Source organism: Streptococcus sp. 79 (assembly GCF_013277425.1).
Taxonomy (GTDB): Bacteria; Bacillota; Bacilli; order Lactobacillales; family Streptococcaceae; genus Streptococcus; species Streptococcus pseudopneumoniae.
This window is the reverse complement of record NZ_VMMW01000021.1, coordinates 1-14,871: the sequence shown is the minus strand read 5'-3', so window position 1 is coordinate 14,871 and position 14,871 is coordinate 1. Positions and strand designations below refer to the sequence as shown.

At 39.8% G+C, this 14,871-nt stretch carries 13 protein-coding genes; all 13 read right to left on the bottom strand.

Annotated features, from left to right (window positions below):
* Positions 1-107: 107 nt before the first annotated feature.
* Complete coding sequence (locus HT729_RS04905; RefSeq protein ID WP_171043140.1) at positions 108-1,421, bottom strand: McrC family protein; 1,314 nt, start codon at positions 1,419-1,421, stop codon at positions 108-110.
* Positions 1,408-3,390, bottom strand: a complete 1,983-nt coding sequence (locus HT729_RS04900) for an AAA family ATPase (RefSeq protein ID WP_138707191.1) — start codon at positions 3,388-3,390, stop codon at positions 1,408-1,410. The genes HT729_RS04905 and HT729_RS04900 overlap by 14 nt, the downstream gene beginning before the upstream one ends.
* Before the next feature lie 196 nt (positions 3,391-3,586).
* Positions 3,587-4,366 (bottom strand): Sua5/YciO/YrdC/YwlC family protein, encoded by a 780-nt coding sequence (locus tag HT729_RS04895; protein WP_172931743.1) that lies wholly within the window; start codon positions 4,364-4,366, stop codon positions 3,587-3,589.
* A 27-nt stretch (positions 4,367-4,393) separates the two neighbouring features.
* Positions 4,394-4,987: a 3-isopropylmalate dehydratase small subunit gene (leuD, locus tag HT729_RS04890; protein WP_055356791.1), complete on the bottom strand. Its 594-nt coding sequence runs from the start codon at positions 4,985-4,987 to the stop codon at positions 4,394-4,396.
* A gap of 9 nt (positions 4,988-4,996) precedes the next feature.
* Positions 4,997-6,379 (bottom strand): 3-isopropylmalate dehydratase large subunit, encoded by a 1,383-nt coding sequence (leuC, locus tag HT729_RS04885; RefSeq protein WP_050208154.1) that lies wholly within the window; start codon positions 6,377-6,379, stop codon positions 4,997-4,999.
* Positions 6,380-6,382: 3 nt separating this feature from the next.
* Positions 6,383-6,652: a DUF1294 domain-containing protein gene (locus HT729_RS04880; protein ID WP_023936517.1), complete on the bottom strand. Its 270-nt coding sequence runs from the start codon at positions 6,650-6,652 to the stop codon at positions 6,383-6,385.
* Positions 6,649-7,686, bottom strand: a complete 1,038-nt coding sequence (gene leuB / locus HT729_RS04875) for a 3-isopropylmalate dehydrogenase (RefSeq protein ID WP_119947855.1) — start codon at positions 7,684-7,686, stop codon at positions 6,649-6,651. Before leuB ends, HT729_RS04880 begins: the two co-directional genes overlap by 4 nt.
* An 11-nt stretch (positions 7,687-7,697) precedes the next feature.
* Complete coding sequence (locus HT729_RS04870; RefSeq protein ID WP_119947856.1) at positions 7,698-9,260, bottom strand: 2-isopropylmalate synthase; 1,563 nt, start codon at positions 9,258-9,260, stop codon at positions 7,698-7,700.
* Positions 9,261-9,574: 314 nt separating this feature from the next.
* Complete coding sequence (locus tag HT729_RS04865) at positions 9,575-10,231, bottom strand: MmcQ/YjbR family DNA-binding protein (RefSeq protein ID WP_023936522.1); 657 nt, start codon at positions 10,229-10,231, stop codon at positions 9,575-9,577.
* A gap of 43 nt (positions 10,232-10,274) precedes the next feature.
* On the bottom strand, positions 10,275-10,907 hold the full coding sequence (locus tag HT729_RS04860; RefSeq protein WP_023936523.1) for a copper homeostasis protein CutC: 633 nt from the start codon (positions 10,905-10,907) through the stop codon (positions 10,275-10,277).
* 92 nt (positions 10,908-10,999) lie between these two features.
* On the bottom strand, positions 11,000-11,359 hold the full coding sequence (locus HT729_RS04855) for a YbaN family protein (RefSeq protein WP_023936524.1): 360 nt from the start codon (positions 11,357-11,359) through the stop codon (positions 11,000-11,002).
* 105 nt (positions 11,360-11,464) lie between these two features.
* Positions 11,465-13,552 (bottom strand): type I DNA topoisomerase, encoded by a 2,088-nt coding sequence (topA, locus tag HT729_RS04850; RefSeq protein WP_172931742.1) that lies wholly within the window; start codon positions 13,550-13,552, stop codon positions 11,465-11,467.
* Between the two features lie 166 nt (positions 13,553-13,718).
* A complete protein-coding gene (locus HT729_RS04845) occupies positions 13,719-14,762 on the bottom strand; it encodes a TIGR00341 family protein (protein ID WP_007284808.1) in 1,044 nt (347 codons plus the stop codon).
* Between the last annotated feature and the right edge of the window lie 109 nt (positions 14,763-14,871).

The following is a 14,871-nucleotide window of genomic DNA, read 5'->3' as shown; positions in this document are numbered from 1 at the left end:
TCCTTAATCAATTATAAAACAAAGTAAGGTTTTTGTCAAATTATTTTATAAATTAAAATATATCGTTCGGTTTTTATTGTGTAAATAACAAAAGAAAGGAGAGATTATTATCTCCCCAGTTCTTTAGTAATATTACTTTTAAATATTTCTTCGGAGTTTTCCAGCATTTCACAAAATTCACGATAAGATGAAGACTTCTGAGGAATTTGGATAGACCATTTCTTCAACAAAGCTCCATAACCTGCTAGCTTTCCTATCTCATTATCAACAACCTTGTCCTTGCTCGGAAAAACAAGACCAGCCTTCTCAGCTTTTAAAATATAAGAATAGGAAATCAACTGGAACAAGTCCTCACGGTTAATTCCTTTTTCAGTATCTTCAAGCTTTTTATATTTAGCGTCTAACATAATTTTTAAATCTCTATTATAGAAATCTGGATAAACTTTTCGTTCTCGACTAGAAAATACTGAAATTCCGTCCGTCTTATCTTTATTTCGTGGATGGATGAAACCTTTTGGCAACAAGGTGTAAACATACTCTTCCCAAAGCCAGGCAACATCAAAGAGAATACCATAGATTTTTTGATCTTGATACCCTAAACCGTGCTTTTCTTGGTTTAGGATCATCAGACAAAGTTCTTGTAACTTTCTGTACTCGTGAAAGTATGCATGACGTATAGGTTTAGATTGATTTCCCCGAATAATCTTAGCACGATCAGCTAGTTTATAAGAGGGCGTTACACGCACGATTTCAGATACGTTTTCACGACTAGTTGAGAGATTATCTAGTACCCCTTGACCAATGCTTTTCTGATTCTTAATGTATTCAATAGTGTGACGGACCAACTGCATGAGGGGATTATCATAGGTGAACTCTCTCGTTGTGTAGGCAATATTTCCCGTGAAAGGAAGATTTTTCTTGAGATTGCTTCTTACATCAATCACTCCCTTAACATGACTGTCGTTATGAGAAAATCGATGATATTCCTTATAAAGACCTTTTCGAATAGCAGCTTGTAGATACTTGGGGAAGAGATACATCAAAAGTTGATAAAGCCTCTCTTCACGAGACAAAGCAACATCTAAACTAGTGAGATTGATATGAAGAACCTTTTGTAAAAGATAATGCAAAAAATGGTCATTACTCTCATTAGAAAAGCGAGAGGAAATCGTTAATCTTTCCTGACCACACCCCAGAAAACCAATCACATTCCCAGTCTTGATTTTCTGGTTAACTGTTTCAAAAATCTTTTGGTCCTTATCCAAATCAGGAGTATGAGTCAAATCATTTGGAAAAATGAAAACACGTTCATATTGGGATAGACTTTCCAAGGTTCTGTCTAAAAGAAGATTGCTTAGTTTAGGATATTCTTCAACAAATTCTTCTTTAACAATCTTGTGCTGATTATCAGTGATCCGCATCATCGTTTTCATCGCCTTCATTGTCATCAGCTACTACCTGATCTTTTTGCTCATTCTTTGTCAGATCAAATGCCTTTTTTAAAGTTTCCAGAGTTTCAACCTCGTCATAAGAACCACGTAGATAATCTTCCAAAAGTGGTTTGAGGTAATCAGACCAGAGTAATTCATAGTCAAAATCTACATCCTTCAACTTTAGGAAATAACTTGGTCCAATATGATAATGACTGTTTAATTCCTGAACGTTTTCTATAGAAGTATTCAAGTTTCTTAGACGAGTTTTTGCTTCTTCTGCATGGATATTCAGCTCTTTATCCAACATTTCAACCTGACTCTCGGCAGTAACTTCAACAAAGCGGAAGCGACGGCGCATAGCAAAATCAAAGGTGTCCACTGAGCGGTCAATATCATTCATGGTTCCGATGATATAGACATTTTCAGGGATATAAAATTTCTCATCAGTCTCATGTAAATTAGCATACTGGGTAGATACACTTCCCTTTTCACCACGATAGCCAGGGTCAATAGAAAAAAAGAGTTCTCCAAAAATCTTAGAAATCTCACCACGGTTGATTTCATCAATGATAAAGACGAATTTTTTGTCTGTATCAATTGTTGGAAACACATAATCACATAAGCCATAACTTTCTTTCATGTGATCTAAAACGATTTTTTGATAAGTTTCGTACTTTAACTTAGTCTCCTCACCCTTGTACAAAAGATACACTTTTTCTTTGGTAGCAACAGGAGAATCAAACTTCACATTCCCTTGACTATTTAAACTGGCTGGAACCGAACTACGAGGGAAGAAGTATTGTCCTTGCTTTTCATTGATAGCATCCGTTAGCTTAGCCCACGTTTCTTCAAAATTATCTTGTCCTCCAGTTTTCTGAGCTTCTTTCGCTTTCTGACAGAACTTCTTAAAAATACCGTCTTGAGGCTTAAATCCAATAGATCCATCCACATTTGATACCGGTCTCAAACCCTCTACAAAATCCGTATAATCATAAGATGGGTGAAACTGTACAAAGCCGATTTGGTCTTCGTTGCCATCCGTTAATTCTTTAGCAATTTCTTTAGTAAGGTAAGTTTTTCCTGTGCCAGGAGCACCGCGGAGGATGAGGTTTTTGGATGATAGTAAAATATTTTTATACTCGTTGATATTTTCTAACATGTTTACATCTTTCTTCTCTTTTTTCACATAGAAACTAGTAAAATTGTCGTAAAACTCTTTTAAAATATCATTAGGTTCCGCGGTTGATTCCAATTCTAAATCTTTGACAAGGTATTTATAACCTAAATCTTCATCTTGATTATTACTGTACCATTTTACTATTTTAAATTCTGTGAGTTTAAATCTCTGAAAACCACATCTTATATTTATCCATGAGTTATCAATGTCACTCAATCGATAACCAAAATAAGGTGATTTAATATATCCATTACCACTCCTTGGACCAAAATGACCTGTGTTAAGCATTTCAACTTTGTATGGAATACCTTCGATGGTTAGAGCAGGATAAATATGTTCAGCTCCATCTAATTTTTGAGAACGTTTCATTTCTATATCTTTCGAATTATAGATATTTGATTGATTCACAAATTTAGACAAAAATTCTCTGAAGACTTTATAACACTCTGAGTTAGTTCCAGTTTTTACAAACTCATAAGATTTATTTATAAAAGGTAAAATCTCGTCTAATGAATTTTCGTCCTTAATAAAATACTCAGCATCAAGTGTCCAACCAAATGAATCAGGCTTCTTATCAAATATCAAAAAATCTGAATCACGAAGACTTTTGGAGAGAATGGCAATCTTTATTCCTTTATTCCGAAAATTAATCTCTATAAAGTTTTGTAACTTCCCTTTCATATTTTTAACCTGAAAAGAAATATAACTTTTTGTTTGATTTTCAATTGCATCTGGGAATTCTTTTTTTATTCTATCAATAAAAGTTGATTCAGATATCATAATGCTTTACCTCGCTTATTAAATGATTATTAAAGGTTCTAAATATTATTTGTTAGTTTAAATATTTTTAATAACTATCTTAACACACATTTCACATATAGAATATCACATCTATATAAAAAAGAAAAGAAATTATAAATAAAAAGTCCAGTGTCAGGAGCTTCAATGTCTCATAACACTAGACTTCTTTTAAATATTAATAATACTCGCCCTGACGATAGTCCCATGAGTTAAAGGTGTCTGACAGATGCATCATAATCTTATCAATATCAAGCCCTTTGCGGATTACAACTGGAGCTGGTGAAGTTGAGCGAGCTCCCCCTTGTTCTGGGATGAGTTTGCCGTCTTTATCCACCATAGACACCATCACACCTTGCTCGTAGCGTGTTTCAATCGTTTTGTCAGGCTGGATTGATGCCACATAGTCGTCTGCCTCGATAACAAGGTCAACTGCCCCTTCGATGCGTTCTCCAATTCCTTCTACCTTACCACGGTTTCCTTTTCCAGATGGATTTGCAGATGAGGCGTAGACCATCTTTCCTTCTTCCCAAAGTTTGGTAGCTAATTGTTCACCAGCTTTCCCAAATTTGATAACGAAACAGCTAGTACCACGCACGTCAGTCATGAGTTCTTCACGACCATCACCGTATGCTTTGAGTTTCTCAAAGGCTTCTGGTTTCCAAGGAAGGATACAACCAAGAAGAATATCTTCATCCCAATGTTTTTGGTAGAAGGCTTCAATTTCTGGGTTAAGTTGTGCTAAAGCACGAAGCTCATCCATGCTACCGCAGAGAACAACACCTGGTTTGTTACGGTTACGCTCTTTGGCTTCAAACTTGCGCTCAAGTCCTGCCTTGTCGCTAGTCATAATAATGTAGCCAACTTTTGTAGGGCAAACGATACATCCGCCCTCACCTTTTAAAATATCATAGCCTTCTTGTGAAAGTGTTCCCTTCCATTGAATGTGTTTTGTCATAGTTCTATTTCCTTTTCTATTTTTCTTCTAATCCTGCCAGTAGGCTGGTCGTTGTTTTTCATAGGCAGCAATCAAATCTTCATACTGCAAGGTAATACCAATATCATCCAAACCATTTAAGAGCTTGTGTTTCCACTCACTATCGATTTCGAAAGTGAATTCTCCAATTGGTGAGATGATTTTCTGTTGTTCCAAGTCCACAGTTACCTGGTCGGTTGGTTTTAGCTGGGCTAGTTTCTCTCTAACCTCTCTAGGCTGAACAATAGGTAACATGCTATTATTGAGTTCATTATTGTAATGAATGTCCCCAAAAGACCCTGCAATCACGACCTTAAAACCATAGTCCGCTAGAGCCCAAGCTGCATGTTCCCTCGAAGACCCTGCCCCAAAGTTATCCCCTGAGATAAGAATACTAGCTTTCCGATATTCAGGTCGGTTAAAGACAAAGTCTGGATCTTCAGTATAGAGATCATCCAGATAACGCCAAGCATACATGAGGTACTTACCAAAGCCTTTTTTATCAATTAACTTAAGAAACTGCTTGGGTAGGATTTGGTCGGTGTCGATGTTATCATTCATGAGAGGAACGGTCGTTCCCGTATAAACTGTAAATTTCTCCATATCCTCTCCTTACTGGGCTTCTGGCATTTGCCGAACATCTACGAAGCGCCCTGCAATAGCTGCTGCTGCTGCCATGGCTGGACTGCATAGATGGGTCTTAGCACCAAAGCCTTGTCTATCTTCAAAGTTACGATTGCTGGTTGAGGCGCAGTGGACACCATCAGGAACCTTGTCCGGATTCATCCCTAGGCACATGGAGCAACCTGGGTCTCTCCACTCAAAGCCAGCATCCAGAAAGACCTTATCCAAGCCCAACTTCTCAGCAGCTCGTTTCACAGGACGAGAGCCTGGAACCACGATAGCTGTTAGATTAGGAGCAATTTTCTTTCCTTTGACAAATCGCGCAGCCAGTTGCAAGTCGCTGAGACGAGCATTAGTACATGAACCTATAAAGATATAGCCCAGTTCAATATCTGCTGGCTTTTGACCAGGCTCCAAATCCATGTAATTGTAGGCGCGCTCATCATTCATATCCTTGATTTCTGGGAAGCTACTGTCAAAGTCAACCCCCATAGCAGGGTTGGTTCCCCAGGTCACCATAGGAGCCAAGTCTGAAACATCCATCTGGATAACCTTATCATAAACAGCATCCTCATCACTGACAATTGTTTTCCAATCCGCCACAGCCTCTTCAAAGTCCTCTGGAACACATTCTCGTCCCTTGAGATAATCATAGGTAGTTTGATCCGGATTCATGATTCCCATCTTGGATCCAAACTCGATGGACATATTGCAGATGGTCATTCGCTCTTCCATGCTCAGTGCATCAATCGCCTGTCCACGATATTCCACCACGTAGCCAACGCCGCAAGCAACACCGTACTTGGCAATCAAGGCTAAAATGTAATCCTTGGAATAAACTCCTTTTTGAGGAACACCTGTAAATTCCACCAGCATTTTCTTGGGTTTGACCTGCCAGAGGGTCTGTGTCGCAAAGACATGTTCGACCTCACTGGTCCCAATCCCAAAGGCGATAGCTCCGAAAGCCCCGTGGGTTGCTGTGTGGCTATCTCCACAGACGATGAATTTCCCTGGTTGGGTTCGTCCTGTTTCTGGACCAACCATGTGAACAATTCCTTGTTTTTCAGAACCATGGGCCGCATGTTCAATCCCAAACTCCTCAACATTTTCAGCCAGCTTATCAATTTGAGCCTTAGAAATCACATCTCGAATATCGTAGATATTGACCGTCGGGACATTGTGGTCAAAGGTTCCAAATGTCAAGTCTGGTCGTCTCAATCTGCGCCCTGCATCTCGCAAACCTTGAAAAGCCTGAGGGCTGGTCACTTCATGAATATAGTGCTGATCCACATACATGAGTTGGGGCTGCCCCTCTTCTCCTGTGATGACATGACGGTCCCATAATTTATCAAAAATCGATTTTCCTGCCATCTATTACCTCCAAATAACATATAAGGCTACTAGTGTAGTCACCATCCCAAGAAACCAAACTGTTTTAAAGTACCATTTTCGAGTCTTGTGGTGAAAAGTGATTCCTGCTAACCAGGCACCAAAACCACCACAAGTAAAGGCTAAAATGAGTAAGATTTTCTCTGGGATGCGCCAAGCTCTTCTCCTTGCCTTAGATTTGTCAATACCATAAATCAAGAAAACCATGACATTCCAAATTAAAAGGACTAGAGTAATTTTTTCGTCTAACTTCATAACCTTGCAATAATAGCTTCTGTCATTTCCCTGGTAGAAGCCTGTCCCCCTATATCTCTTGTTAAAACACCAGCCGCCAAACTTGCTTCAACAGCACGCTCAATACGCTCTGCATCCTCATAACGACCAAAACTATCTCTCAACATCATGGCCACTGATAAAATCATGGAGATAGGATTTGCAATGCCTTGACCAGCAATATCAGGAGCTGAACCGTGAATAGGTTCATAGAGACTTGGACCCTTTTCAGAGTGACTGGCTGATGGCATAACCCCAAGTGTGCCAGATAGAACACTTGATTCATCCGAGAGAATATCTCCGAAAAGATTCTCCGTCACGATGACATCAAACTTAGCAGGATTGGTAATCATAAGCATGGCAGCTGAGTCCACTAACTGGTGTTCCAAGGTCACATCTGGAAAATCATGCGCAACTTCCTCAGCCACTTTTCTCCAGAGTTTTGATGTTGCCAAAACATTTTGTTTATCGATGCTGGTAACGATTTTTCTGCGATTTCTTGCAATTTCAAAGGCTTTGCGAACAATCCGCTCCACTTCCTCATAGCTATAGTCGTTGATATCACGCGCTTTTCTTTCTTCAAGGATATGATCCCCAAAGTAAATCCCGCCTGTCAACTCCCGCACAACGACAAAGTCCACCCCAGCAATTCGTTCTGATTTTAGTGGTGACAAATGCTTGAGACTGTCAAAGATTTTTGCAGGGCGAATATTAGCGTAAAGATTGAGTTCCTTACGGAGAGCTAGCAAGCCTTGTTCAGGCCGAACCGTTTCACTATCATACTGGGGACTACCGATAGCCGCTAGGAGAATGGCATCTGCTTCACGACATACCTTGAGGGTTTCATCAGGTAAGGGATGCCCTGCAGCATCAATACCTGCACCTCCAAAAGGTCGTTTGTCTATTTCATAGACAAAGCCTGTTTTTTTAGCTAGAGCCTCCAGGACCTCTAAACCAGCCTCCATGATTTCTGGGCCAATTCCGTCCCCTGCTAAAGCTACTATTTTCTTTGTCATAGCCTTCTCCTTTACACACTAGGCATATCGCGATAGGAAACGCTAGGTCCCATCTCACCAGCATTCTCTTTTTGAACAAAGGTATTAGCGTTTATATAGGCAATAGCTGAAGCCTTCAACACATCGAAATCAAGGCCTGCTGCGTTAAAGATGGTTTCTGTATCTCTGTTTTCAACAGTGACCAAGACCCGAGCCTGGGCATCAATTCCATCTGTCACAGCATCAATGGTATAGGACACCAAGCGGACGGATTGGTTAAAGAATTTGTCGATAGCGTTAAAAATCGCTTCAACGGAACCTTGCCCTGTTGCATTAAATTCGACCTTCTCACCATCCATATTAGCCAGACTAACGAGTGCTTCAATGTCATTATCTGCATGGGTTTGCAGTTGTAAATCATCAAAGTGGAAGCCTTCTGGATTTTCAACCATAGTTCCAGCTACCAGCGCACGAATATCTGCATCCGTGATTTCTTGCTTCTTGTCTGCTAGCGCCTTGAACTTAGCAAAGAGTGGTTTGATATCCTCTTCTGTAAAATCTAGGGCCAATTCTCTCAGTTTCTCGACAAAGGCATGGCGACCAGACAATTTTCCAAGTGGGAGGCTATTACTCTTAACACCGACTAATTCAGGGGTGATGATTTCATAGGTAAGAGGATTTTTAAGGACTCCGTCTTGGTGAATACCAGATTCGTGAGAAAAGGCATTACCACCAACGACGGCCTTGTTTTTAGGAACTGGGATACCTGAGAAGCGAGAAACCATTTCTGACGTATTGATGGTCTCATTTAGGACAATACTGGTTTCTGCTTGGTAGTAATCTTGGCGAATATTGAGGGCTACTGCTATTTCTTCCAAAGCAGCATTTCCAGCTCTCTCACCAATACCATTGATGGTTCCTTCAACACGTCCTGCCCCATTCTTGACGGCAGCAAGGCTATTTGCCACTGCCATTCCAAGGTCATCGTGGCAGTGAGGCGAATAGATAATCTGACGATCCGTCTTGACATTCTCAATCAAGTATTTGAAGATAGCACCGTACTCCTCTGGCGTGGTAAATCCAACCGTATCAGGGATATTGATATAAGACGCCCCTGCATCAACCGCTGTTTGAACAACTTGTAAGAGGAAATCCAACTCTGTTCTAGTCGCATCCTCAGGAGAGAATTCGACCACTTCAAACTTAGAACGGGCATAAGAAACATGCTCCTTAATAGCTTCCAAAATCTCTTCCTTGCTCTTATTGAGCTTATACTTACGATGAATGGGACTGGTAGCGATAAAGACGTGAACTTGTGGATACTTGGCGTCCTTTAGGGCCTCGTAACAAGCATCAATATCAGACTTGACAGAGCGGGCCAGACCAGTTACCGCCGTTTTCTTCAAGGCCTTAGCAATCTCCTGCACTGCTGTGAATGAATCAGGACTCGCCGCCGGAAAACCAGCTTCAATGGCTGAAATACCCCATTTCTCAAGCTGCCTTGCTATGGCAATTTTTTCTTTGATTGAAAAGTTAACACCGGGTGTCTGCTCTCCATCCCGAAGGCTGGTATCTAGAAATTCAACTGTTCGCATAAGATTTCCCCTTTTCCAAATGTGATTTTAAAAAAAACATCTCGCTCAGAAACCCAAGCGAGATGTTGATTTACTCCCGCTTGGTAAGCCAAACAGGACTAATGCTTTTTGCACTAGCCCGAGTACCTCAACAACAAAGCGAATTGATTAAACTTAGCTGTTTTCATGTTTGACTTTCTCCTTCGTTTGATATCTTGTTAAGTATTTTAGCATAGGCAAAAGCACTTGTCAAGAAAAAATCAAATATTTTCTGAAAATTTCTTCAGTAGAGAATATTTAGCTAATTGAAAGTTCTTGAAAATCCTTGAAATGTTTCATTTTTTAGAGGTTAAGTTCCAACTTTTTTCTATCAATTCCAGTACCATTTCATCTGACAACGTATCATCAAGCGCCACACTAATCCAGTAGCGTTTGTTCATATGAAAAGCTGGATAAATGCCCTTTTGTGAAAGCAGGTCCACTACTTGATCATGTTTGAGATTGACTGCTTCCACTTGTCCTTCTCTGCCCTTTTCCAGCTTATCCCAAGAGATTTTCATCAAGACGGCATACCACTTTTGATTTCCTTCATGTCTTAATACTGCCGTATCAGGCGATTTCTCCCACAGATACTCCAACTGGTTTCCATACTTTTCCTGAACCTGAACCATGATACGCTTAGTCTGAGGAAAGATAAAATCTTGCACATCAAAACAAGCCTTCCGAATCTGGTAAAGAATCTCCAAACAAGCCTCACGGACACTTCCTACAAAACTCCCACGCATACTTTCCATATGAACTTGAGGATAGAGGTCACCGGTTTCCTGGTCAAAGACCTGAAAGTTCACATTATCAGCAGTAATGGACACAGTCATGACAAAGTCACCCTGCAAAATCTGGCAACTATAGGTCCAGACTCCACTATTTTCTACAAAACCATAAGCATGAGCCTTTTCTTTATTAAATTGATAGGATTTAAAAATTTCAAACATAAGTGAAAACTGCTATCAAAAGCTAGCAGTTCCTTTCTATTTTTTAAAAGACAACCTTGGTTCCATGCAATTGTGTTATCCCCAGCTGGTCAATAAAGGTTTGACGGTTGTCAAGGTCAATCCCTCCACCTGGTAGAATTTCAATTTTACCTTTAGCATGTTCCAAAATTTTGTGATAATGAGCAAAACGTTTGTCTAGAGAGTCGCCAGATACACCAGCACGAGTTAGGATACGAGTGACTCCAGCTTGACTAAGCCAGTCAATAGCTTCTAACTGGTCTTCTTCGCTCAATTCATCAAAGGCCATATGAAAGACAATTTCCATTCCTTTTGAAGCCTCAATTAGCTTCTCCAGATTAGGCTTATCCAACTTTTTATCAGCAGTTAAGGTACCAAATACAACCCCTTGACTTCCAGCCTGAGCAGTCAAGCGAATGTCTTCTAGCATAATAGCAATTTCCATATCATTATAGACAAAGTCGCCACCACGTGGACGAATCATGGTCATGATGGTTGTATTGTAGTTAGCTGCCAGTTCAACTGCTGCCTTAGTCACTCCATAGCTGGGTGTTGTCCCACCAACTGCAAGATTATCACAGAGTTCGATTCGACGAGCTCCAGCCTCCATCGCTTTTTCAAGCAAGGTCACATTTTCAGCACAAAATTCGTAAATCATTTGATTCTCCTTGAAGATTACTTTGAATTTATTATATCATATTGTTGTGAATATGTTTTTATTTTTATCAAGGCAAATAACTACTATTTTAACTATTCTTTGTCTGGAATAACCTTAAAGAGATAATAGGTGATAAAGATGGTCAAGGCTCCCAGACCGATTTTGACAGGTAAAAGAGGTGCAAAATAAATGGAAATTCCCATCAAGATGTAGATAGAGACAATAATCTCTTTTTTACGTTCACGCGCAATAGACTTAGTCTCGCGAAAATCAGCAACATATGCTTGATAGAGCTTGGTATGATACAACCAATCTTCGAAGCGCTTGGAACTTCTGGAGAAACAAGCAATAGACAACAAAAGAAAAGGCGTTGTAGGCAACAAGGGTAAAACAACCCCAACAATTGCCAAGGCCAGTGATAAAAAACCAATTATCAGATAGATAAGACGCATAACTACTCCTAATTAAAATAATCTTCTTCTAGTTTCGCATACAATGATGAATTTTGTCAAGTTCTAACCAAAAAGAGCCTGAAATTCACTTTCAGGACTCTCTTCTTATTTAATCTTTTCTTCTTCGTAGTCACCCTTGCTACAAACAACCTGCTTGCCACCACCACGGACTTTTTTCTCCATGAGGAAGTTTCCACATTTTGGACAGTCACGACCAACAGGCTTGTCCCAAGAGGTAAATTCACATTCTGGATAGCGATTGCAACCATAGAAAAGGCGATTGCGTTTGGTTTTACGCTCAATGATTTGTCCCTGATGACAACTTGGACACTCAACACCAATCTCTTTCACAATTGCTTGGGTATGGCGGCAATCTGGGAAATTGCTACAAGCGTAGAACTTACTAAATCGACCAAGTTTAATGACCATTGGACTGCCACACACTTCACAGTCAAATCCAGCTGGTTCATCCTTAATCTGGATTTTTTCCATTTCTTCTTCAGCCTTGGCCACTTCTTTAGAGAATGGTTTGTAAAAGGCATCAATAACACGTTGCCACTGCTCTTTTCCGACTTCGACATCATCCAGCTTGCCTTCCATTTCAGCTGTGAAGGTCACGTTTACGATATCTGGGAAATATTCAACGATGAGCTTGTTAACAATTTCTCCCAACTCTGTCGGTTCAAAGCGTTTGGCTGCAAGGCGAACATAATAACGTTTCTGAATAGTTTCAATGGTCGGTGCGTAGGTTGACGGACGTCCAACACCATTTTCCTCCAAGGTCTTAATCAATGTCGCTTCAGAATAACGAGCAGGCGGTTGAGTGAAATGTTGCTCTGGTTTGCTATTCACCTGCTTAACCACATCTCCAACAGCCATATCTGGTAACATTTTATTCTTGTCAGAATCATTATAAATGGCAAGATAACCATCAAACTTAACCTGACTACCATTAGCAGCAAATTGAACACCATTTTGCGACAATTTAACAGCCATGGTATCAAAGACAGCAGCTGTCATCTGACTCGCTACAAAACGATTCCAAATAAGAGTATAAAGCTTGAGCTGATCCTTATCCAGATACTTAGCAATACTTTCCGGTGTGTTAAAGACACTTGACGGACGAATAGCCTCATGGGCATCCTGAGCACCTGATGCATTTTTGACCTTGCTACCATGCTTAGAATACTTGCTACCAAAACGGTCTGTAATGAAACTTGCTGCTTCGTTCTGTGCCACTGGACTGATACGAGTCGAATCAGTACGCATATAGGTAATCAAACCTTGCACACCAGAACCGATATTGATCCCTTCATAGAGCTGTTGGGCAACCATCATGGTTTTTCGAGTACGGAAGTTAATTTTATTGGCAGCATCCATCTGCATAGATGAAGTGGTATAGGGTAATGGAGCATTGCGCTTGCGCTCTTTCTTATCTACCTGATCCACTGAAAAATCTTTGCTAGTCAGACGAGACAAGACTTCCTTGACCTCATCATTGCTAGTCAGTTTCAACTTTTTGCCGTCTACTCCATAGAAGGAAGCCTGAAATTGCTTGGTTCCCTTTTTAAAGACAGCATCAATTGTCCAGTATTCTTCTGGCTGGAAGGCATTGATTTCATTCTCACGATCAATGATGAGTTTAAGCGCAATAGACTGAACGCGACCTGCTGACAAGCCCTTCTTGACCTTCTTCCACAAAATAGGCGAAATCGAATAGCCTACCAAGCGGTCTAGGACACGACGAGCCTGTTGGGCATCGACCAAGTCCATATCAATCTTACGAGGTTCTTTAAAAGCATTTTTGACAGCATCTTTGGTGATTTCATTGAAGACCACACGGTTAGCATCATTTTCATCCAAGTTGAGAATATGGGCCAAATGCCAAGAAATCGCTTCTCCTTCACGGTCCGGGTCACTCGCCAGAAAAACTTTATTAGCTTTTTTAGCTTCTTTTTTCAAGTCATTGATAAGAGGGCCTTTTCCTCGGATATTGATATATTGCGGTTCATAATTATTTTCAATATCGACGGACATACTGGATTTCTTCAAATCACGGATATGCCCGACACTGGCTAAAACCTTGTAGTTTCTGCCTAGATATTTTTCAATCGTCTTGGCCTTAGCAGGCGACTCCACGATGACTAGATTTTTTTTAACTGTTGATTTTTTCTTTTTTGTTGCCGTAGCCACAGTATCACACCTTTTCAAAGTAATAAACTTTATAAAGTGTAAACCATTTTTTGAACCCTGTCAAGACTTAGCTACTATAATAGAAGAAAAGTTTTATACTTAAGACCTCAGTCTTCCTTTGATATACATAGAAGACTCACGAGAAAAACCAGCTATTCTCAAGAAATTATTGTTCCTCAGACTCTGTATCAAATTTATTGGCTTTTTCCTTTTCTTTTGCTTCCTTATCCTTGATATACTGGAAGAAATATTCTACCAGTTCTTCCTTACTAAGTTGTTCTGAATCAGACAATTGGGAAACTTGAACAGAAACATCACTTAAACCATAGTCACCTCTCTTACTTGAAATCATATCGAGTTCTTCTTCTGTCAAATAATTTCCTGAAATGGTTAGCTTTAGGGTATGAGTCTTTTTAGAATAGATTTTTTTCAAAATATTATGCCCCTGAAATTGCTCTGATATAAATTTCTTAAGGGACTCTTTTTTCAACGTTTCTCTCACTAAAGTCGTTGCAGAGATAAAACTCGGAATCATCAGCAAAACAGCAACTAGAAGCAAAATCCTGCGCATTTTAGAGTCTTCTTCATTATCTTTAAAATAATGTTTCTTAACCATCATCAACCTAACACCTATATAAGTCGCAATGACAATAAAGCTACAATTGATGAGGAATAGGTAAGAGGAGCCTATGATAAATTTTAGATTAGCAGAAGCAATAGCATAACCTACTGTACAAAGAGGAGGCATCAAGGCGGTTGCAATAGCAACACCAGGAACAATATTATTGGTCTCTTTTTTCCTAGCACCAATAATACCTGCTATCCCTCCTACAAAAGCAATGAGAACATCCCAAATAGTCGGAGAGGTTCTAGCAACAATCTCCGAACTAGCATACGAAATGGGAGAAAGATAAAAATAAAGTGTTGAAGCTATTAGACTGGCAAGAATTTGAATAGCTAATATTTTAAAAGATTTTCTTAACAATTTAAAATCAAATATAGCTAGAGAGAGCCCCACTCCCAGAATAGGTGTCATCAAAGGAGAGATTAACATGGCTCCAATAATCACGGGAGTCGAATCCATATTTAATCCGATAGAGGCGATAAGCATGGCACATAGTAAAATCGCTAAATCACTTCTGGAAAGTTCTAATTCTTCATATATTTTATTTCTAAATTCTATCAACGAATACAGTTTATTATTTGTCACAAATATCTTCCTTTCCCAGCTAACTAGTCGCTAATACTCTTCGAAAATCTCTTCAAGCCACGTCAGCTTCACCTTGCCGTAGATATATGTAACTGACTTCGTCAGTCTT

What these genes read in the sequence shown, in the direction of transcription:
- HT729_RS04870 (WP_119947856.1), bottom strand. Translation starts at nt 9,260, where the DNA reads ATGCGAACAGTTGAATTTCTAGATACCAGCCTTCGGGATGGAGAGCAG.
- leuD (WP_055356791.1), bottom strand. Translation starts at nt 4,987, where the DNA reads ATGGAGAAATTTACAGTTTATACGGGAACGACCGTTCCTCTCATGAAT.
- leuB (WP_119947855.1), bottom strand. Translation starts at nt 7,686, where the DNA reads ATGACAAAGAAAATAGTAGCTTTAGCAGGGGACGGAATTGGCCCAGAA.
- HT729_RS04860 (WP_023936523.1), bottom strand. Translation starts at nt 10,907, where the DNA reads ATGATTTACGAATTTTGTGCTGAAAATGTGACCTTGCTTGAAAAAGCG.
- HT729_RS04905 (WP_171043140.1), bottom strand. Translation starts at nt 1,421, where the DNA reads ATGCGGATCACTGATAATCAGCACAAGATTGTTAAAGAAGAATTTGTT.
- leuC (WP_050208154.1), bottom strand. Translation starts at nt 6,379, where the DNA reads ATGGCAGGAAAATCGATTTTTGATAAATTATGGGACCGTCATGTCATC.
- HT729_RS04900 (WP_138707191.1), bottom strand. Translation starts at nt 3,390, where the DNA reads ATGATATCTGAATCAACTTTTATTGATAGAATAAAAAAAGAATTCCCA.
- HT729_RS04895 (WP_172931743.1), bottom strand. Translation starts at nt 4,366, where the DNA reads ATGACAAAACACATTCAATGGAAGGGAACACTTTCACAAGAAGGCTAT.
- HT729_RS04865 (WP_023936522.1), bottom strand. Translation starts at nt 10,231, where the DNA reads ATGTTTGAAATTTTTAAATCCTATCAATTTAATAAAGAAAAGGCTCAT.
- HT729_RS04855 (WP_023936524.1), bottom strand. Translation starts at nt 11,359, where the DNA reads ATGCGTCTTATCTATCTGATAATTGGTTTTTTATCACTGGCCTTGGCA.
- HT729_RS04880 (WP_023936517.1), bottom strand. Translation starts at nt 6,652, where the DNA reads ATGAAGTTAGACGAAAAAATTACTCTAGTCCTTTTAATTTGGAATGTC.